General features: G+C 52.5%; 12 protein-coding genes. All 12 read right to left on the bottom strand.

Annotation, left to right across the window (positions count from 1 at the left end; genetic code table 11):
• Positions 1-114 precede the first annotated feature (114 nt).
• The 12 genes from D6024_RS18385 to D6024_RS18325 all read right to left on the bottom strand — a co-directional run bounded on the left by D6024_RS18385 (position 115) and on the right by D6024_RS18325 (position 21,969).
• Positions 115-1,284 carry a CaiB/BaiF CoA transferase family protein gene (locus tag D6024_RS18385; protein WP_121356213.1) on the bottom strand — a complete coding sequence of 390 codons (1,170 nt, stop codon included), beginning with the start codon at positions 1,282-1,284 and terminating at the stop codon, positions 115-117.
• Positions 1,281-2,429, bottom strand: a complete 1,149-nt coding sequence (locus D6024_RS18380; protein ID WP_121356212.1) for a CaiB/BaiF CoA transferase family protein — start codon at positions 2,427-2,429, stop codon at positions 1,281-1,283. The genes D6024_RS18385 and D6024_RS18380 overlap by 4 nt, the downstream gene beginning before the upstream one ends.
• The gene (locus D6024_RS18375) at positions 2,426-3,595 is read right to left on the bottom strand and encodes an ABC transporter substrate-binding protein (RefSeq protein WP_121356211.1); all 1,170 of its coding nucleotides are present in this window, start codon (positions 3,593-3,595) and stop codon (positions 2,426-2,428) included. The genes D6024_RS18380 and D6024_RS18375 overlap by 4 nt, the downstream gene beginning before the upstream one ends.
• Before the next feature lie 322 nt (positions 3,596-3,917).
• Complete coding sequence (locus tag D6024_RS18370; RefSeq protein WP_121356210.1) at positions 3,918-7,217, bottom strand: glycoside hydrolase family 2 TIM barrel-domain containing protein; 3,300 nt, start codon at positions 7,215-7,217, stop codon at positions 3,918-3,920.
• Positions 7,218-7,279: 62 nt separating this feature from the next.
• On the bottom strand, positions 7,280-9,541 hold the full coding sequence (locus D6024_RS18365) for an alpha-L-rhamnosidase-related protein (RefSeq protein WP_240410081.1): 2,262 nt from the start codon (positions 9,539-9,541) through the stop codon (positions 7,280-7,282).
• 55 nt (positions 9,542-9,596) lie between these two features.
• Complete coding sequence (locus D6024_RS18360) at positions 9,597-11,183, bottom strand: sodium:solute symporter family transporter (protein ID WP_121356209.1); 1,587 nt, start codon at positions 11,181-11,183, stop codon at positions 9,597-9,599.
• Between the two features lie 83 nt (positions 11,184-11,266).
• A complete protein-coding gene (locus D6024_RS18355; protein WP_121356208.1) occupies positions 11,267-12,373 on the bottom strand; it encodes a Gfo/Idh/MocA family protein in 1,107 nt (368 codons plus the stop codon).
• A 168-nt stretch (positions 12,374-12,541) separates the two neighbouring features.
• A complete protein-coding gene (locus D6024_RS18350) occupies positions 12,542-15,046 on the bottom strand; it encodes an L-rhamnose mutarotase (protein WP_121356207.1) in 2,505 nt (834 codons plus the stop codon).
• Positions 15,046-17,322 carry a TIM barrel protein gene (locus tag D6024_RS27310; RefSeq protein ID WP_240410080.1) on the bottom strand — a complete coding sequence of 759 codons (2,277 nt, stop codon included), beginning with the start codon at positions 17,320-17,322 and terminating at the stop codon, positions 15,046-15,048. The genes D6024_RS18350 and D6024_RS27310 overlap by 1 nt, the downstream gene beginning before the upstream one ends.
• Positions 17,323-17,324: 2 nt before the next feature.
• Positions 17,325-18,461 carry a sialidase family protein gene (locus D6024_RS18335; RefSeq protein ID WP_121356206.1) on the bottom strand — a complete coding sequence of 379 codons (1,137 nt, stop codon included), beginning with the start codon at positions 18,459-18,461 and terminating at the stop codon, positions 17,325-17,327.
• A 19-nt stretch (positions 18,462-18,480) separates the two neighbouring features.
• Complete coding sequence (locus D6024_RS18330; RefSeq protein WP_121356205.1) at positions 18,481-19,191, bottom strand: DUF3826 domain-containing protein; 711 nt, start codon at positions 19,189-19,191, stop codon at positions 18,481-18,483.
• A complete protein-coding gene (locus D6024_RS18325) occupies positions 19,192-21,969 on the bottom strand; it encodes an alpha-L-rhamnosidase (RefSeq protein ID WP_121356204.1) in 2,778 nt (925 codons plus the stop codon).

The following is a 21,969-nucleotide window of genomic DNA, read 5'->3' as shown; positions in this document are numbered from 1 at the left end:
TCTTCGATGTGATAGGTGCGATTGAGGATAGACGTGTCGCCTTCAAGCCAGAGATAGTCGGCTTTCTCAAAATTCCAAACATGCAAATGCGTATCGATCATGCGGTCTGTCATTTCAGTTTTCGTTTTTAACAACTTCTTCCGGTACCAGGAACTCGTCTTCAATTTGCCGGTTGTGTTCGCCCAGGCGGGGTGCCCCGACGGACGACACCAGCTTTTGTCCATCCATGCGGATCGGGCAACGGGTCGTGGTGATTTCAAGACCGTTTGAGGTCTTCACTGTGATCTCCATGTCCAACACCTGGTAGCCTTCTTCCTGCACCAGCTCATCATAGTTCAGCACTTTTGCACACCAGATGTCCGCCGGTTGCAAAATGGCCAGCCAGTGTTCCGTTGTGTTTTTTGCCAGGTGAATGGCCAGTTCGTTCTTGATCTCATCCCGCTTGCTGAACCATTCGCTCCTGTCCTGAAACCTGTTCAGGCCGGGACAGTGCAGCAAGCCGGCCAGCACCAGGATGTCACCCATTGCCAGTGCAAGATAACCGTTTGCCGTTTTGTAAATACCATAGGGCGCCGCAATGTAGGCATGCCCATTATTGACACTGCTTCGCACCGGCAGTTCATTGCCGTCGTTGTAAAAACAGGTCAGGACCTCGAACTGGAAATCAAGAATGCTTTCGAACATGCTCACCTGTACAAGGGCTCCTTCACCGCTGATAAAGCGTTGGAACAGGGCGGCCAGAATGCCCTGCGCCACGTGTGCGCCGGCGAGAATATCGGCAACGGCAACGCCCATCGGTGTTGGCGTGTGTCCATGGTTGTTACTCAGCCAGGCCAGACCCGAAACCGATTGCAGCAACAGGTCCTGCCCCGGTAAATCTTTCCACGGGCCTTCCGTTCCGTAACCGCTGATCTCCGCATAAATAAGCGCAGGATTAAGTTTTTTAACGGTATCGTAGCCAAGACCCAGGCGCTCCATCACACCAGGACGAAAATTATGCAGCAGCACATCGGCGCTTTTCAACAGCTCTTTGATGGCCTGCAGATCCTCTTCGTTTTTGAGATCGGCCGCAAAGCTTTCCTTGTTGCGGTTGATGGCGTGGAAGATGGTCGACTCGCCTTCGATCATCACATCGGACACGTATAGTTCTCGGCAGATATCACCAACGCCTTTCCGCTCCACCTTGATCACCCGTGCACCCAGATCGGCCAGCCGCAGGCCCGCTGACGGGCCGGAGAGAAACTGGCTAAAGTCAATCACCACAATATCATCCAGCAAATTCATATCAGTTGGTTTACGAGTTCAGCTTTGATTTTTTCGGTTTGTTCGCCCAGCCTGGGAGCTCGTTTATCTGCAAACAGCCGTTCGCCGTTGATACGGATGGGACAACGGGTGGTGATGATGTCTTTGTCACCGACTCGAACCGCTTGCTCCATCTGCAGCACCTTGTACGCCTCCTGCGCTTTCATCTGCTGCCAGTTAAGCACTTCCATCGACCAGATGTCGTGCTGCTGCAAACGCTCCAGCCAAACCGCAGAAGGCTGCTGCTTTAAAAAGTCAGCCAGCACCTGCTTGATCTCATCCCGTCGGCTAAAAGCATCGTCCTGCGAAAAGTTGGCAAGCGGTGTACATAGCAAGGCAAGTGACAGCTTTTTCAACGGCACCATGGCGATGGCCAAAAAGCCGTCAGCCGTTTCGAAAATCCCATAGGGTGCGCTTAGCAGCGGGTGACCGTTGTTTACGTTACTGCGCACCGGCTGTTCGCCGCCGGCGTAATAGGTCGTCAGCAATTCAAACTGGAAATCGAGCAGTGACTCCAGCAGGCTCACTTCGATCAGTGCGCCCATTCCCTTTTTATGACGACGGATCAGGGCTGCTAAAATGCCCTGCGCCAGGTGCGCCCCGCAAAGGATATCGGCGATGGCAATGCCAAACGGAACCGGGTCGTCATCGGCGTTGCCGGATGTATAAGCAAGACCGGACAAGGATTGCAGAAGAAGGTCCTGCCCGGGTTTGTCCTTCCAGGGTCCTTCCTTTCCATAGCCGGTAATTTCAGCGTAAATAATTTTTGGGTTGATGGCCTGCACGGATGCATAATCCAATCCCACCTTTTCCATCACGCCGGGACGGAAATTGTGCGTCACTACGTCGGCCTCCCTAATCAGGCGCCTGATCCAAATAATATCCTCGGGATTTTTCAGGTCAGCGGCAAAGCTTTCCTTGTTGCGGTTGATGGTATGAAACAACAGGCTGCTTTCATCGGCCCACATGTTTTTTATGGCCAGTTGCCGGCAGGCATCGCCGCCTTTGGGCCGTTCGATCTTGATCACCCGTGCACCCAGATCGGCCAGCCGCAGGCCTGCTGAAGGGCCGGAGAGATACTGGCTAAATTCCAAAACTTTCAATCCGTGCAGTGGACGGTTTTTCATACAGCAGCTTTAGCAGGTTGAAGTGAAAGGGACTGTTGGTAGATCCTGTTCAGGTCTTTCAGCACATTGGCCGGTTGTCCGCCATGCCAGAGGAAACGACGGATGGGATGACCCGCGGCATCCTGAAAATGCAGGTAGCCGTTGTACCGGGGCCTGATGTAGCCACGTTCCATGGCCGGCAGCACGTTGGTGAAATAGTTGCTGCAAAGCTGGTTGGCCGCTTCATCTTTCCAGGCCGACAGGTGTCCCGGCTGCCCGCCGTGCTGTACATAAAACGTGGCCTGCACTTCCGGTGAAACCAGTTCTTTGGCAAAACGAAGGGCCCACTCTTTGTGCTGGCTGTAAGCCGAAACCGCAAGGCCAGTACCGCCAACGGTTGTACGCAGCTTTTCACCGTTGAAAGAAACCACATCCGTGTACTGCAGCCGGTGTTTTGCATAGCCCTTCCGAGAATAATTGGAATAGCCATAGGCAAACGGACAATACCAAAACTCGTCTCCTTTTGTCATGGCCTCGGCAACAGCGATGGGATTGTAGCCAAACATTTTTTTATTGACCAGCGAATAAAACTCCTGCATGCTGTGCAGGGCCTGCAGTCCCGTTTCGCTGTCGATCACCTCTTCGTCGTTTTGAAAGGGTTCTTTGCCGTGTGCAAGGCAGAACGTGTAAAAATTCATCAGCAGGTCGATGGGAATAGCCGGCACGGCTACTTTACCGTCTTTGGCCAACGCCAACACTTCTTCCCAGGTGGTGGGAACGGCGACACGGTGTTTTTGCAACAGGTCGGTACGGTAGCTGGCAACGGGTGTGGCCGCATCGATGGCCAGCGCCCATTGATGACCGTTATAGCGGTAGCTCTGGTGCGAGCCGCCAACGGAATTCTTTTGCTGGTCTTTAAGATAGGCCTCGGACAGGTAACGCTCCAGGGGCAGCACGCAGTTGGTGGCGGCGGCACAACCCACCCAGGGATGATCGATGATGAGCAGGTCGTAGTGTGCCGTCAGTTGTTCGATCGGGAAATCGGCAAATTCCTGCAGGGTTCTTTTTTTCCATTGCACGTCCACCTGCGGGTAGAGTTCCGAAAACCGCTGTGCATATGCCAGCAAGGGTGTGATGCCACGGCTGTGCCCCCAGGTAATGCCCTTTAAAATGATTTTTTCTTTCATTCACGCACATTGATAACAAACAAATGAGCTGCTGTTGAAACCTGCAGAAAGGCTGAGGGTAGCTTCTGGCAAGCAATTTTTCTGAGCAATTCGTCGGCTTTGTCGAGAGCAGGGACGCTTCAGCAAAGCAGAAAAGCGGATTTACCAATCAGCAGGTTAAAAATACCGTAGCAGGCAGGTGGAAACAATGACATCTTTTCGCAAACTGATGGATTATCTTATTACAGATCAACCGGTCAAACGAAGAGTTTGTGCACTATCGGCAAAGGCCGCTTTTGAAAGGTTGGACTATCTTGTTATGCGAAACAGCAGCAGATGGCAGCTAAAAAGCCGTTGCTTTCACGTCCCGTGCTTTGTTGCCAGGAGCCTTTCCGTCTTTTTCGTAAGGCGTCAAATAGAAGCGATAGCGGTATGGCCGGGCAGGTACCTGGTATTTTTCCAGCGGCGCTGCCACCTCGCTCCAGCTGTCGTTGCCCCCCACGCCCATTTGCACCAGGTCGATGTTCACCGTCAGAAGGCCGGCGTCCTTCAGTTTGTTGGTGTGCTTTGCATTCTCCAGATTCTCTTCCGTGTAGGGCCAGGCACTCATGCTTAGCAAACTGTCGGCAACTATGAGCAACCCGTTCTTTTTTGGCTGATCGGAAAACAGCATCCAGCGGACATCCGTGCGGTTGCCGTTCTCCTGCGGTACGGCATAAGGCTCCATGAATTCGGCGATGGGCTGCGAATAAATAGCCGCATCAAAACCGTAATTACGATCGATATAGTTTTCCAGCAAGCCCCGTCCGTACCAGGTGACATTGTCGTATTGACGCTTGATAGCGCCCTGCAGGCCGACTTTCGGCAGGTTGGGCAGGCCATCCTTCGCATTGAATGCATAATCCACTTTCACTACCCCGTCGCCTGTGACCGTGTAATTGATCTCCACGGAAGCGCTGTCGTGCACCAGCGAATAGCGGCTCCTGATGCTGATCGTGTTGTTCGCATTTTTCCCGGCCTTCATCTCCCGGAGTTGCAGTTCGGGTTCATACCACTGGTGCAACTTCCTGTTCGGTTTCCAGCCACGGCGGTCGTTGTCCGTCAGCGGACGCTTGAAATGCGGCAGGAACGGTGCAAAAACCAGTTCCTCTCCTTTCCACTTGTACGAGGTCAGCGCACCACTTGTTTTATCAAATTCCACACTAAAATTTTTACCGTCGATGACGTAGCGATTACCCTGTTCCTGCAACGAAGCGGCCGGGTAGGTTTTCCCTTTCGACGCTATTTTTGAAAGGCCTGTCAGCGCAAACTGGTTGGAAGCGACTTCAAAACCTTTCGGTGCCCACGGTTCATCCTGCGATAACAGGAAATGGAGATCGGCAAGATATTCCGCCCCCGCTTTCAGTTTAGGCAGGTAAGGCGAAAGGCTGATCACCGTGTCCTTCCCTGCAGCTAAATTTATTCTCGGCAGCATCCGCGTCACCACTGCATTCCCGTCTTCCCGTATAATCAACCTGACATCATAGGCACCCAATGATTTCGTTGCGTGCCGGTTCGTTATCCTGACCAACCCTTTGGCCGCATCGATCAATTCGCCCTGCGCTCCCTGGTACACCCGCTTGCACTCGTAGATCGCAGCCTTCGGTCTTCCATCGGAAGCCACCACCCCTTTGATGGTGAAGTTGTCAAAATACTTCTCGCCAAAATCACCACCATAGGCATAGAACGGAACGCCAGCGCTGTCGGTTTTCAGCAGGCCCTGGTCCTTGAATTCCCAGATCGCCCCGCCGATCACACGTGGCGTCGAGCGAAATACATCCCAGAAATCCTTCATGTTGCCGGCGGAATTTCCCATGGCATGCGCATACTCCACGAAGAAGATGGGACGGCTGTCGCCGTTCTTTTGTCCGGCCAAAAGCTTGGGTGTGTAGATGCCGGGATACATGCGGCTCACGATATCAACATAGGGCTCGTCCTGCGGATTTTGCAGGCGGTGCGAATGGTCGTTGGGCTTCAGGTAACGCGGATCGGAAGGGTCCATGTAACCCTCCAAACGCGGATTGCCCATCGCCGGCTCGTAATGCACGGGACGGGTGATATCAACATCATGGATCCAGGCCGACATGGCTGCATGGTTCGGCCCCCGGCCCGATTCATTTCCCAGGCTCCAGATAATGATGCTCGGGTGATTTTTATCCCGCATCACCATGCGGCTGCAACGTTCGAGGTAGGCGCCGGTCCACTGCGGGTCATTGCTCAATTTACCGCCCAAGCCATGTGTTTCCAGGTTGGCTTCGTCAATCACCAGGATGCCGTATTCGTCGCACAGATCGTACAGGTAAGGATCCATCGGGTAGTGCGAGGTGCGGATGCAGTTAAAGTTGAACTGCTTGATGGTTTTCACGTCCTGCAAAATATCTTCCCGGCTTAATGCCTTGCCTTTGGTGGGGTGATGATCGGGGCGATTAACGCCGTAGAGATAGGTCAGCTTCCCGTTGATCAACAGCTTGCTGTTGTCTTTGGCAAATTCAATACTGCGGAAACCCAGCCTGCAGCTTTTGGCCTCCAGCAGGTTGCCGGTACTGTCTTCCAGCGAAAGCACCAGTGTATAGAGATTGGGAATTTCATCGCTCCATTTGTCCGGGTTTTTCACCGTGGTTTCCAGTAAGCCAAACTTCACGTTATCCAGCCGCGGGTAGATTTCATTGATGATGCTTTCGGCTGATCTCTCCAGGGGTTTTTCCAAAACCGCCTTTCCATTCCTGTCAAAAAGTTGTGCTTTCAGCACATACCCTGGAACTTCCTTGCCGGTCAGGTTTTCGATGCGTGGACGAATGCTCAGCAACGCATCCTTGTAGTCTTTGTCCAGTTTCGTTTGGTAGAAAAAATCAGCGATGCGCAGTTTTGGTTCTGCCATCAGGTACACTTCGCGGTGAATGCCGCTCATCCGCCATTGGTCCTGGTCTTCCAGGAAGCTGCCATCGCTCCAGCGGATCACCCAAACCGATAGAACATTTTCGCCTTCCTGCAGGTACGGCGTGATGTTGAATTCACTGGGCAGAAAACTGTCTTCCGCATAGCCCAGGAACTTCCCGTTCAGCCAGACCTTGTACGCCGAACTTACCCCACCAAAGTGTAGGGTCACGTTCATGTTCTTCCAGCCGGCAGGAACCGCAAATGTTCGCTGGTAGCAGCCTACACCGTTGTAATCCTTCGGCACATGCGGCGGGTTGACCGGACGAAACGGATATACGGCACTTTTGTAAATCGGTTTGTCATACCCTTTCATTTCCCAACTGCTCGGCACTTCTATTTTCTTCCAACCGCTCACACGGTTTTTGTAAAAATCCGTTGGCGCATCGGAAGGTTTTAAAGCAAACGCAAAATCCCACTCCCCGTTCAGCGACAGCATGCGGGACTTTGTCCGATCGCCGTTGACGGCATCACCGATGTTACTGAACGAATAGGCCGTGGCCCTCGAAGGTTCCCGGTTGATGCCACTTACCAGCGGGTCTTCCCAGGGCTCGGTATTGAAAACAGCAGGCACCATCGGGATAGGCGCAGGTGTTTTATCAACCAGTTGCGCACCGGCAAACGTTGCCAGTCCCGCCTGCGCTATCAACAGAAAGAAAACTTTTTTCATGGTCAGTTCTTGCGCATAAAGTCACAAAGCGCTTTATGCTGTTCAAATCAGTTTTTGAATGATCAGTTTGCGGCATAGGCGATCGTATAGCTTTTGCCCGGTTGCAGCTTCACTTCATACAGGTTGTTGCCTTTCCTTTCCACATTACCTTCTTTGCAAACCGGCAGCCGCTTGCTATGCACCACCAGCGTTCCCAGGCCGGCGGCCCCTTTCACCTTAATTTCTTTTTCGCTGCACGACAATTCGATGTTGCCTGCCGGTGTCGGCACGGTTCCCTGCATCCATTTCAAGCCGCCCAGTTTCGGCTCGACGGTATAGGTGGCATAACCCGGTGATGTCGGCCTCACACCCAAGTAATATTTACCCAGGAGGTAAATGGGGCTTGCACCCCAGGCATGACAAAGGCTTTTGCCAAATTCACGGCCGTACATGGCATAATGCTCCGCTCCTTTTTTGGCGGGATTGTATTCTTCCCAGAAAGAGGTCGCACCCAGCTTCAGCATGCCGCCCCAATAGTCCTTCATTTGCTGCAGCACATAGTCCTGCCCGCCCATGGCGCACAGTGCCTCCAGTTCGTAGAACCGCATGTAGGGCGTGGTGATCTTTTGCACGGCATCATTCAGCAAAACATGCTGCCTGACCTCCTGCTTTTGCTGCTCGCTGAAGTAGTTGAAAAAGATCCCGAACATGTTGGCGTAGCGGGTCACATTGTCGGTTTGCTTTCCGTTTACACGGCTGTGCACAAGCGCATGCTTTTCCGGGTTCCAGTACAGGGAAAAAAGTTTCTGCTTCAGGCCGGCTGCCAGTTTCGTATAGGCGTGCTTACTGTCTGCATCGCTGACGATGTCCGCACACAGGGCCATCGTTTCCAGGCTGCGGGCAAAAAGCATTTGCTCAAAGCTGACCTCTCCTTTTTTGCTCAGGCCATTGGCCCAGTCAATGAAGATCCAGTCGCCGGGCAAGCCTTCCAGCAGGCCATCCTTGTTTCGCCGGCCCAGCACATAGTCCATCATGCTTTGCATGCGGGGATAAAACTGCCGGATAAAGGTTTTATCACCGGTGTAGAGGTAGTAATCATAAATACCGAGGAACCAGTAAAACGTGTAATCCATGATGGTATTGATATGTCCCGTGACGGGATCCTTTCCGCGGAGCGCCGCCATGGTTCGTTCCACCGTTGGCGAATCGAAGAACAGGTAATAGTTCATCAGGTAGCTTTGGTACGCATCGCCGCTCCACACCCAGCGGTCACGCTTGATACCGTCGATAAAAAATTCCCGGGTATTTAAGTGGAGCGTGTATTTGGACACGTCATAAATGCGGTTGATCTCGTCATCCGAACAACGGAACGAACCCCGGTCTTTCAGGTCGGCATACTCGTACAGCATGGAAACGGAATCCAGGCGAACAGCCGGTTCGGTCTCGATGTTGACATACCGAAATGCTTTCGACAGCGGCATCACCGAATCGGTTTTCGATGCACTGTTAATCTGCAGCCTGTCCAACGCAATGGCCCCTTCCTGCGACTGGGCCTCCTCTTTTGATTCGCCATAGTAGACGGTGACCTTGCCCTTGCCTTGCAGGCCGTGCAGCCTGACAAAGCCAAAGGTTTCCTTTCCAAAATCAACCAAAGTAGAAGAGCCATTTTTCGTAACGGAAACGGCCGATTGCGCCTTTACCGGCAACCGGAATTGGGAAGGCGGATGGATGGGTGAAGTAAAGGTCCAGCTGCCCGCGTTGAGCCACTTCGTTGCCGACACATCCGAGGTCTTTCCCGTTTCATCGATCCATTCCTTGTCCTCGAAAGTGACCAGCCAGGAACTGTCGGTGACAATTGTTTTTCCCGCCACGTAAATCGCCGGCACGGCGGCCTGGTTAAACACCTTGATATTGATCCTGTGCTTGCCGGCAGGCACCGTCACTGTCTGCGGTGTGCCTTCCAGCAGCCTGCCATCCAGCTTCACGTTGTATTTTCCTTCGGCATAAACGGTCACATCCTCTGGCTGCGACAACACATAGTCCCTGTGAAAATCCATCAGCGGGTAATGGCTGTCGATCTTCCAGAACACCGGGAAAAAGGCACCGCGGTCGGTGCGGCGGTTTTGCATGTTGTTGCTCAGCCAGATCTCGTAGTCGCCGGGATACCAGATCCAGGTTGCCTGCTGGGCGGATAGGTTGAACCACAGGAACACGGAGACACAGAGCAGCACGGTGAACTTTCGTGACCCTGTGCCTCCGTGGTTCAAAATCCTGCTGCATAGACTTACCGAACGTACAAGGGTGCGACGCAACGAACGCTTCATCGTAGAGCCGAAGCTGGTCACACAAAAAAAGTTATACTTGGAAAGGTTCATACAATGTCAAATCGGTCTTTCGTCATTAATGTCCGTTAAAAAAGAAATACAAGACCACCATTACGATAGCCAGAGCGCTCCACATTGTCCAAACCCGCGACGAGGTTTTTGCCGCCACCGGCTGGAGCTTTATATCGTTCCGTACCGGCGAGGGATCAAGCAGTGAAATCACAACGGCCATCAGCAGCAACAAAACGAAAATGTAAAACGACAGCAAGAGGTAATGCGGCCAGAAATGATAGCGGTCCGGAGTCAGCACCCAGAGATACAGCACGCCAACGCCAAGGCTGAAAGCCGAGCCAATCGACAGCACACCGTTCACGGCTTTGCGTGTGGTTCGCTTCCAGAAAACGGACAGGAGGAAAACCACGGCCAGCGGCGGTGCAATAAAGCCGAGCACCGACTGGAAAACATCAAACAGGTTCAGGCCTTTGATGTTGTCGATCGCCAGCGCCATGCCGATGGCAAACAGGCAGCCCGCCACCACGGTTATTCGTCCCACCCTGACCAGCTGCGCACCGCTTACGGCCGGGTTGATCTTTTTCGCATAGACATCCGTGGTAAAAACGGTGCTCAACGCGTTGAGCGATGAACCGATAGTGCCCACCAGCACTGCCACCAGCACCACGATCACAAGGCCGTTCATTCCCGCCGGGAACAGGTTTGTCACCATGGTCATGTAGGCTTCGGATGGATCTTTGAGGTGCGGGAACAGTACATAGCAAAGAATGCCGGTAAGGATAAACAGCGGCAGTGACAGGATCTTGAGCCAGCCGATGAAGTTGACGCCAAGCTGTCCCTGCTCCAGGCTGCGGGCCCCAAGCACTGACTGCACCATTGCCTGGTCGGTACAAAAAAAGGCGACGGCTGAAACCGGGTAACCCAGCAGGATCGCATACCAGGGATATTTCGGGTCCGAAGCCGGGTGTACCAGGTTCCAGAAATCGTTCGGCGTTTTGTGGTAAACGGCTGCTATCCCGCCGGCCTTTTGCAGGCCCAGTACCGTCAGCGTCAGCGAGACGCCGATCAGCAGCAGCATTTGAAAAACATTGACCCGGGCGATGGCTTTCAGTCCGCCGGCAAATGCAAAAAAACCGGCAAACAACACAAGCACCGTCACCGATTGCCACATCGGCACGCGGAGGATCTGCCGCACCAGGAAGCCGCCGGCAAACAACCCCAGTGAAAGCCAGGAAATCAAAATTTTTATCAGTGCATACCAGGCCAGGATGTCCCGGGTGGAATCGCCGTAGCGGTTGCCCATGAATTCCGGCATCGTGGTGACCTTGGCCGCCAGGTAACGCGGCGCAAACACAACGGCCAGCAGGAACAGGAACACAAAGGCGTACCAGTCGAAATTGACCGCGACGATCCCCGTGCTGTAGCCAATGCTGGCAAAGGCAAGCAGCATCGAAGGGCCCACGTTGGTGCCCCACATGTTGAAGCCGATGGACGCCCAGCCCAGCGATTTGTTGGCGAGGAAAAGCGTTTCGACGCCCTTTTCTTTTTTGGAAAAACTAGCCCGCACGCCAATCGCAAACAGGATTACGAGGTAAGCTGCGATAATCACATAATCCAGTGTTGTCAGTCTTGCCAATATGTTTGTACCCATTCAGAAATCAGCTTTGTTTTTTGTTACCAGCGCCTTGCCGCTGTTCGGCGGCTGTTGCGTCGCACTCTTCTAGGTTTATCTCGCTATTCAACAGGACGTAAGGCCTTGCCGGTATTGATCAAATCATTTAACCCAAATTCATTTAAGATCTCCGCCACGGTCACCGGCTTTCCTGTCTTCAACGATCTGTCCAATGCCTGCAGCAAGGCTATGGTGCCAATGCCTTCTTTCAGGTCAGGAAAAGCGGTAAAGTCTTTTTCGATGCTGTCGGCGAAATAGTCCAGGTAGTTTTGATACTCACCGGCGTGGTGGCTTTGTCCTTCGAAACGGAAGTAATGTTTCAGTTTCGCATCGCCCCAGGTGACGACCTTTTCTTCACCTTTTTTGTCCGTGACCGAATAGCGCAGCTCGTGGTAGTCGGCCTGGCTGGCGCCTTCCGTGCAGCGCAGGATACAGGTCATGCCGCTGTCGCGTTGTGCCGGCTGGATGGGTCCCGTGAATGCACCACTCACCCGTGCAATTCGTCCATCCGTCGCCCGGAAAACAAAATGCATGGTGTCTTCATTTTTCAGTCCCGCTTTCCGGCCGTTGGCGCTGATCATGCCGTAACCCATCACTTCGTCGATGTTGGGCAGGTACCAGCGAATGAAATCCACGGGATGACTTAAGCCGCCATACAACCATTTAAAGGATGACTCCAGGGCCCAGGGTTTTTCCAGGAACCAGCGGTGGTCGGCGTGGTAATGACTTTCGATCGTGATCAGTTCTCCCAGCAGGCCCGCTTCGTAATCCTTCCGTTGCCGTTTGGCGGGTTCGAAAAAACGGGAGCTCTGGCCGACAAAAACTTTTTTACCGGTTTGTTGCTGCAGGTCCAGCAGCTCTTTCGCTTTTGACAGGTCATCGATCAATGGCTTGGTGCAGACCACATGCTTGCCGTGCAAAAGGGCTTCTTTAACATGCGCCGCATGCAGGTGGTCGGGTGTATAAATGGCAATGACATCGATGTCATTATCGTCAAGCATGTCCCGGTATACGGTGGTGTAATGCGGAAAGTCAAACTCTTTGGCCCGTTGGCGACAGAGTTCTTCGTTCCGGTCACAGATCGTTTTCAATTCGTATTTCCTGCTTGCCAACGCAGCAGAGATGGTGCTTCTTCCTTCACCCAATCCAAGTATTCCTAATCGTAACATGGTTGATAATGTCTGTTTGTTATAATTAATTCAGCTGCTGTTCGACCCCTTCAGGGCCGCTCGTCCTTCGGTTATTCCGCATACCTCGGGTTGCACCCGGGGCTACTAACAGTTGACCCCTCCGGGGTCATTTTTTGCCGGGACGACTATTCGTTATTTCACCACTCATTACTCACTACTCACTTTTTTCAAAAACACCCAACCTTCACCCGGCGCTGTGCCTTCAATTCCTTCCTGGTATTTTTTCATCAGGTTGTTCCACTGGACCACTTTTGGGTTGTTCTCCGTTGTTTTGGGGTTCAATTGGTCGAGGCTTGCGCCTTTAGGTATGCTGATCACCAGCATCAACTGACGTCCATTTTTGTACACCAGCAATTGCTGAAAATCGGCGTTGCAAAAGCCCTTTGACAACTCGGGCCACTGCTCGAATTGCGTCGCATGGTAATCGAGATATTCCTTTTGCATTTTGGGATCGGCAACCAGGTTGGCGGTCAGCAAAACATGGCCCCACTCCCTCGCCGTACCGGTGTCACTGCAGCGCTGTCGGTTGAACTCATAAAAAGCATTGTCGTAAAGCTTTACCTGTGCGCCGGGAAAGGCTTTTGCCAGCCGCCCCTGCAACACGGCCGCGTCACTGACCTTGTTGAACAGCACCACGTGATGTTTCCATTGGTACAGGGCCGGTGATGCGATGCCATTTTCGGCAAGTACGCGTTTCAGGGTGTCAAGGTTTACCGGTTGCCCGGGCTTGTTGATCACCTCGACGATCACCGGTAATTCATGGTTGATGGCCTGCTTATTGTTGACGGCAACTTTCTCCTGCAGCAAGGAACGAAACGGCTCCTGTACACCGGCCTTTTGCCGGATGCTGTCGGCAACGGCGGGTCCGTTGTTCTCCCACACATTGCCCGGGCCGTTGGCATTCTGTAAAAACTTTTCTGATGGTGTCCAATTGTTTTTTACGGTGATGCCGGAAGAACCCTCATCGGTATAGAGATAAAACCAATGATGCGGCAGGTGGGCATACGGCGCTTTGTAGATGCTGTCGATATAATTTTCGGCGATCAGCGAGGCCGGTTGTGCACTCAGCGTGTATATGCCGGCCACATCGTACATCTGCCGTCCGTACCGGACGATCCGATTGCCAATGATCTTGTTGTTCTGCATGGCGTTGGCCGCATTTGTCCAGCCCCAGCCCAGTGAAATACCCGTATAGGGAAGTTCGGACAGATCGTTGTGTGCGATAGTGGTCTCTTTGACAAAGCCGGCGGCAATGCCCACACAGCCCCAGTCTTCATTGGCGGCATTGGTGATGACGTTGTTGCTAATGGTGATGCCTTCGGTGACCTCCCTTTTATCGGCCGGACTGTAAGGCAGGTGCGTTTCCATGGCTTCATCGGAGAACACACCGGCAACAAAAGCCGAACCCCCAATATCCTTGAAAACATTACCCCGAAAAAGAGCGTTCCTTACACCTTTTTCCGCATCAAGTGCCGTCGAGGCCAGGTGTTCAAAACGGCAGTTTTCAAACTGGATATTGGTTGCGTAACGCAGGTTCACGGCCGCTGCCGGACGTCCCACCCAGGCCTGGTTTTCCAGCGTTTTCTTTTCCGGTGTTCCCGGTACTTTCAATTTGTAGGCATCGAGCAGATACATGCCGGCCTGTAGCGCCACGTGTCCCTGTTGCGAAGGACGCATCCAGGTTGTATGTTGAAACGAGATGCCTTTAAAGTGGATGGAGGAAAGATTTCGTTCAGGTGTTCCTTCGGCCTTCACCAGGGTTTCCAATACCGGTGCCACCACGGTTGCGGTGTTCAGGTTTTCTCCGGCCCGCGGCCAGTAGTAAAGCCTGTGGGCTGTTTTGTCGAGGTACCACTCTCCCGGCTCGTCCAGGAACTCGAGGATATTACTGAGGTAAAAAGCGGAGTTCCCGGTTTCGGAAGAAATCCAGGGTGACGGCCAGGGATGCTCCGATTGGATACGACTTTCAGGCTGGTAAAAACTGAGGAGCGCACTGTCGCCTTTTACGTCAACAGACTTAACCCGCAACACGGCGATTGCCCACCACTGGTGAATAAAAAACTCCAGCCCGTTGATGCCGGAAAGAGGAACAGCCGGCTTGGGAATCCAGCACTGCCCTGTTTTTTTGTTCCAGGAAAGAATGCGGTGGAGGTGAGCCTCGTCCCTGTCCCTGGCCCTGACGGCTTTTGCATCGTTTACCCACAACTGCCGAAAGTCGAGCCATTGCCCGCTAACGGTTGGTGCATCGGTTACCCATACCTGTTGCTGCGCTTTTTTGGACAGTGCTTTTACAGGTGTGGTTAGTTTCTTCCATCCGCCGACATTGATGCCGCCGCTCAGCACAGGTTTAGCACCCGGCAGGGCTTCGATCGTGGTGACACCCGTTTCCGTTCCGGCATCTTCCGGCCGGATGAACAGCGGTTCGCTCAGGTGGTAAATGCCATTGGCAACGTAGATGTGAAGGCCGTTGGCCGCCGCAGGATCATGCAGCCGGCGCCACTCCCTTGCTTTGCGCAAAGCCATGGCAACAGATGCCACCGGGCTGGCCTGTGTGCCGGCATTGCTGTCCGCGCCGTTGGGTGCCACGTAGATTTGCGACCACGAAACGAATGGAAAAAAAAGCAGGAAGAGGATGCTCGACGGTTGCTTCATTACTTTATTGCCGGTTGCTGAAAAATAGATTTGACATAGGCGGCATTTGCACTAAAGTTCTTTTTTACGTTGAGCGGATCGTTGGCATCCCTTGACCGCTCAATCACCAGCCAGCCCCGCCAGCCCATTTTATCCAATGTCTTTTTTACCCCGCGCATCATCAGCCTTGTGTTGTTTTGCAGCCAAACGCCATCGTCGTCCGTGCAATGAATTTGTACGATCATGTCGCGGCCCAGTATCTCCAGTTCCTTGTTGAGGTCACGGCCGTTCTTTAATGCATTTGAAAAGTTGAAATAACTCCTGACCGCCGGCGAGCCAATCTCCTTCAGCAACTTCTTTTCACCTGCAGCATCCAGCGCCGTTTCAATGCCGATGACAACACCCGCCTGCTCCGCCATTGAGCCGGCCAGTCTCAGGCGGCGAACGACAGAATCACGCAGTTCGGGTCTCTGCACCAGGTCGCACTGAATACCCAGCGGGAGAAACGCAATTTTTACGTTCATGGCCTTCATGGTGCTGATGCAATCCTTTATCGACTGAACAAACTGTTCCCGCTGGCAAAACGACTGCGCATAATAACCGGTCATGCCCAGAGAAGGAATCTGCAGGTCGAGTTCAACCGCTTTCGACAAAAATTGATGCCTTACGGAGTCAACCAGTAACTTGTTGTCAAACGTCGGTCGGTTGCCCAGGCCACCCATGTCAACCTCCACACCATCGGCCCCAATTTCTTTGGTGAGCGGAAAGGCGCCCAGCTTCTGTCGTTTGAGGATCATGAGGTCCACCACAGCGACCTTGTACCGCTGCGATGAAAAATCATACGCGTCAGCGTTGGCGGTAGCCGCAACGGCATCAGTAAAAACTTTTGTTACGGCATCAAACCCTTTCACCGCAGTAGATGGCAGGTTCTCTCCTTTGTCACCAAACACTTTCAACGCATTTTCGTTTTCAATCGTAACACCTGATTCATCAAACTCACCTTGTGCATTTTTGATTTTACCGGCATTCAAACCAAATTGCTTGGCCAGGAATGCATACATCGCTTTGCGTTTGTTGATGCCGTAATCATGTTTGTCGGTAGCAAAGTGTGCATTTTGCACGGCCCCGGTTTTACCATAGAAACCGTAGATCCTTTGCAAAAAAGGAAATTCATTTTCGGGCACGTGTTGTGTCCAGTCGCCGCCATCCGACACGACCAGTTGCGGACGCGGTGCTGCCATAGAGGCGATTTCAGCGTTGTTGGTACCGCCACCGCACAAGTGAATACCCATGCCGCTTTCGCAGGGACAACCGCCACTGTGATAGGACGAAAGCATTGCCGCGGGCACACTCAGTGTGATCCTATCGTCCAGAGCGGTCATCAGCATCGTTTGACTGCCGCCGCCCGAAGCACCGGTAATGGCTACACGGGCCGGATCGGCCTCTTTCAGCGAAAGCAGGTAATCCAAAATGCGTTCGGCGCTCAGCACCTGGATACTCTGCACAAGGCTCCTCCTGTGGTCTTTCGGGTCGATCTGTAAAATGGATTCACCTTCCCAGCCAAAAAGATCATAGCTAAAAGCAAGTGCGCCCATCTTTGCCTGCATGGCACAACGGTACTGGCAGTCCTCCCGGTAACGACCCTTTGAAAAATGGCCATCAGGATTTAACACGACCGGTAACTTTCCTTTTTCGTTCAGTGGACGATAGAGCGACCCGCAGACATACACACCGGGAAGGGTTTCCAGCGCAATGTTTTGCACCGTGTAACCGGCAAATTTTCGTACAGCCGTAACGATCGGCTTCGATGCGGGCTTTTGTGGCAGATGCGTCAGCCGGAGTGCCGACCAAAAGCAACGACGCAGCGAATCCTTGCGGCGTTGCCAACTCTGCACGTCGTTGTATAATGAAGAGAGGAATGCCATTTGTGCCTTCCCTTCTTCCACTGTTTTTAAATGATATTGATAGGCCTGGAGCTTGTATTTTTTTTCGCCTTCTTTGGCGAAAGTGAGGTCTTGCGATGTCAGCACATTGAAAAGTGTTTGCTCAAGGTCGGGACGGTAGCGCCATTCGGCAAACGTGACCCATTTGTCCTTCACCAGGTCTTCGGGGTAGCGGATGGCCACACCGTACCTGTTGCTGATTTCCGTGATCACGGTTTTCAGCGGAAGCCGGAACTGATCATCCGATGTTTGCGCAAACGAATGGCTGACGCAGGCAAAAAGACAAAGCCATAACAAGACCTTTTTTGGGGAAAGAAAACTAATACGCAAGTGGAACAACAGCACTCTTTTCATGGCTACTCATTTGTGACAACGGCTCCTGATGGCGTTTGATACCCCTTCAGCGCAGGCCATTGCCCGTTTTCAATTTTGATACCCTTCAATTTCGCCGGGTCAATCTTCACGTACTTGATTTTTTTGCGGCGCCAGGTGTACACCACGTGCACCATCCCGTCCTTGCTTTGAATAATTGACGGATACGAATACTGGCTAATGGGTGAATCTTCCAGGATCAACGCAGCGTACCAGGTTGTTCCGTCTTTTGAATAGGCAATGTTCAACGGCGTTCGTGCGCCTTTGCCATTTTTGGCATCAGCAGGCGGCAGCACGTGGTTATAAACAATTAACTGCCGTCCGTCTTTTAATGTCACGGCGTCGGTTCCCGAATTGTTGTTGGGAAGGCACGTCGGTGTCAGGTCCGACCAGGTTTTGCCGTTGTCGGTACTCCAGGCCTGCACCACGGCCCTGTCCTTGCTTCTCGCCAGGATTTGCAGTTTCCCTTTTGGATAAAGTAGAACGGAAGGCTGAATGGCGTTGGTGGTTTTACCGTCGTTGATAGGACCGATCATCTGCCATGTCCTTCCCGAATCCGGCGATGCTTCAAAATGCACGGTCCAGCCTTTTCCTTCCTTGCTCGAGGGAGAGAGCAACACGCCGTTTGAGAGCATCACCGGTTTGTTTTTTACCGGGCCGATAAAGCCTTCGGGTAAGGCTTTGGCAGTGGACCAGGTGACGCCATTGTCTTTCGATGTTTTCATCCAGCCCTTCCAGGTGCCGGGGCTCGGACCAATCTTGTAAAACAAAAGCAGGTTTCCGTTTGGCACCTGGTACAAAACGGGGTTCCAGGTGGGATAGCGCAGCGAGTCTTTGACAATGCCGTTCGCCACAGAGATAGGTTTTGTCCAGTGATTGCCTTCTCTCCTGCTGATCCAAATTTCCACGTCGGGGTTCCGTTCTTTCGTACCGCCAAACCAGGCTGCAATCAAACCCTTTGGTGTCTCCGCAATGGTTGCAGCATGCGATTCGGGAAAGGAAGCGGTATCGAATATGAATTCATCGACCAGAATGCCCTTTTGCCATTTGCTCAGCTGCGCCTCCGACTGACTGCAAACAAACAGCAGAAAGAAGGCGATGATTGTAATTACTTTGTTCATTTTAGACTTGCTGCGTTGATTAGTTCGACTGCTTTTGTGCTTTCTCTTTTTTGACTTTGTCTACATAAGCCTTGAACAATGCATGCCAGTTGCGGCCGTTGCCGTTGAGGTATTGTTCGCATTTGGTTTTGTAGATCTCAAATATGGCGGAGATCTCTTTCATGCTTTTGTAGTCGATGGCCTGCTCCCGTGCCTGTTTCAGGTTGCCGAGAATCTTTGCTTCTTCTTCGGCAGTCAAATCAGGTACGATGGCTTTGTAACCTTTCAGCGTAAAGGCCACCTTGCCGATGGTGTATTTGTCGAGAATGGCGTCCACCTGCTCCGGCGATAACTCCGCTTTTAAAACCGTCATCAGCTCTTCGTGCACCATGTTGGGAATAGCTGAACTGGCAATAACCTGCCGGTCCAGTTCCGATAATTTGTTGCCGGTTGCCGGGTTGATGCCGGCAGGAACCGTAACCGCCGGGTGCTCGTTGTGCCAGTCGCGAACAGCTTTCAGATGCCTGGCAATAGCGGAAACAACCCGCTGTTCTTTGGCCGCGTCATTCAGGGTTAAACCAACAACCCATTCCGTTGCTTTTTTGTCTATCTCCGCATCAGACTTTGCCCTGGCATCTTCTGTCGTTTGTTTCACCGGAATGACTGCACCATTTCCGGTTTGTGCGTGAACTGTGGCCACACTCATAAAGAATGCCGCACCGAGAATGTACATGTATGGTTTCTTTCTCATCTAAAAAGGGTTTTTTGCTTGGGTTGTAAATGAATAATGACCGCTGCCGACTTGGAGCACGGCACATCCTTTTTCCATGCGCAAAAACTGAACACCGGCGGCTTTGGCCACTGCCTGGCCTCTTTCCTTCACATCGTCTGTAGATGTTGCCGGCACATAGACAATCGCCGTTGCATTTCCCGGAACGCTGATCTGCCATGACAGGTTTTCACCATCCCGCTTCCAATTGATTTTGATGGTGCCATAAGGCGATTGATACGAGGCATTGACAAAACTTAAATCAGCCACAAACGAAGGCTTCATGATGATCTTTTTGAAACCCACCTCTGTGGTGTCCGATTGGATGCCGCCAAGATTTTCATAAAGCCAGATCAGCAAGTCGCCGAGCAGCATCACGTGGTTTTGCGAGTTCATGGCCGGGTTGGCAGTGTTGCCGTTCCAGAGTTCCCAAATGGTTGTCGCGCCATTTTTTACCATGTAACCCCAACTCGGATAGGTTGTATTGCTGGCCAGTTGATAGGCGATGTCTGAACGACCAAACATTGTCAGCCAGCGCATGAGCCACTGCGTGCCAATGACGCCGGTGCTGATGTGTCCCCCGTTCTCCCGCATGATCTTATCAACGATATTCTGAAATACCTTCTGTGTGTCGCTGGCAGGTACCAAGCCAAATGCCAGCGGCAGCAAATTAGCCGTTACAGTATTGTTGCTGTAACGGGCCATGCTTTGCCGGTAAAACTTTTTATTGAAGGCTTCTTTTACCCGTTGCGCATCCGTCTCAAACAGTGTGATATCCTGCGTATTCCCTGTCAGCTTTGCAAAGCGTTGCATCACTCCGCAGAAATAGGAATAATAGGCTGTTGCGATCAGTTGCGGGTCGGTGTTGCGGGTGGAGTCCTTGCTGTGAATCAGTTCCGGCGCTTCCGGCGGCACACACCAGTCGCCGTAGCTGTCCTTGGTGACGATGCCTTCTTTCGTCATGTATTTCCCCTTCATGTACATCATCCATTTTTTCATGGCCGGATAATGTTTTTGTATGGGTTTTACATCGCCGTACTGCCGGTAGAGCATGTCGGAAATGGTCAGGAAGGCACCGGGCCAGGTCATGTTGTCTTTGTAATAGTACCAGAAGCTGGGCGCCACATCGGGAATGCTTCCTTCCAGTGTTTGCGCATCGGCAATGTCATCGAGCCACTTTGCATAGAGCCTGCCGTTGTCGAACAAAAAGCTTTCACCATAAGCGCCCATGGTCCGGTCGCCGAGCCAGGGCTGGCGTTCGTTGCGCTGGGGGCAGTCGATGGGCATGCCTTTATAATTGCTGCGAACGCCCCAAAATGCATTCCGGTGAATCTGGTTAATGATCTCGCTGGATGTTTCCAGTGTTCCGGTTGTTTTCAGGTCATCATACACGACTTCGCCAACAAAATCATTCGTCGTTGGAACACCCGGATAACCGGTGATCTCAGCATAACGGAAACCGTGAAAAACAAAGGTCGGACACCAGGTTTCCTCTCCGTCACCTTTTCGCGTGTACACATCGGTTACGATGGCGTCACGCAGATTGGCGGTATACAGTTCACCATTGGGCTGCAGGCTTTCGGCAAAGCGCAGGATGATCCTGTCGCCGCGTTTTCCCTTCGTCTTCAGTTTCAGCCATCCCGCCATATTCTGTCCCATGTCCAGGATGTATTTGTTATTCGAAAGCTGCTTGATGGAAACGGGTTTTATTGTCTCCATCACTTTCATCGGTGTATTCATTTGCGCCACCAACATTCCACCGGGTGCTTTGACAATTTCTGCTTTCAACCAATTGTGATCATCGTACCCAATTTTGTCCCATCCAGTCAATTCCTTCGTGGCATCGTATTCCTCGCCGTCGTATTCATTGTTGGTGCGGATCGGCCCGTCTGCTGTCGCTTTCCAGGTCCCATCGCTCATGACCACTTGCCTGGTGCCATCGCTGAATTCAACCTCCAGTTGCAACAGCAGTTTCGGGAAGCCGAAGGTGTGCCATTTCTTGGGCTTGTAATTCTGGCGCATGGTGAAAAAACGGCCGTTGCCCAACACTGTCGCCAGTGCGTTTTGGCCTTGTTTCAGTTGTGACGTCACATCAAAGGTGTTGTACAAAACCCGTTTGCCGTAATCGGTTGGCGGCGGAGCCAGCACCTGGTCGCCGATCTTTTGCCCATTGACGTAGAACTCATAAAGACCTAAACCCGCTATATAAACCGTTGCTTTTTTTACGATCTTGCTCAACTGCACTTCTTTCCGGAAATAGCGTGCCGACAGCCGCGCAAACTTGCTCATGCTGTCCCAGGGAAAGGCACGATCCAAACCGATCCATTTTGCATTCCAGTCGGAAGGCTTCAACAGGCCGATGCTGAATGAAGCGGGCTGGCTCCATCCCACTTCACCATCGTTTGTCCACACCTGCACTTTCCAGAAACAGTTCTGCCGGCTTTGCAGCGGCTTGCCAGCGTAGGCGACGAGGATGGACTGATCGGACGCCACTTTACCGGAATTCCACAAGTCGCCTTCGTTGCTCGCCAGTTTGCGCAACGAAGACGCAACAATGACCTGGTAAGCGGTCTGCTTCATGCCGCGGTCTTCGACGGATGCCTGCCAGCTAAATCGCGGTTGGGTTGCGTCAATACCTTTCGGGTTGTCCAGCATTTCGCACCGGAGATTTCCGACCCACAACCCATCGAAAGCAAATGCCTGTCCACAGCAAACGAACAGCAGCACAAACAAAACAATATGGCAAGCCCCTTTTTTCAT

This window comes from Flavisolibacter nicotianae, from assembly GCF_003628535.1.
Classification (GTDB): domain Bacteria; phylum Bacteroidota; class Bacteroidia; order Chitinophagales; family Chitinophagaceae; genus Flavisolibacter; species Flavisolibacter nicotianae.
Note: the sequence above shows the minus strand (reverse complement) of the source record. Positions and strands in the feature narration are given on the sequence as shown.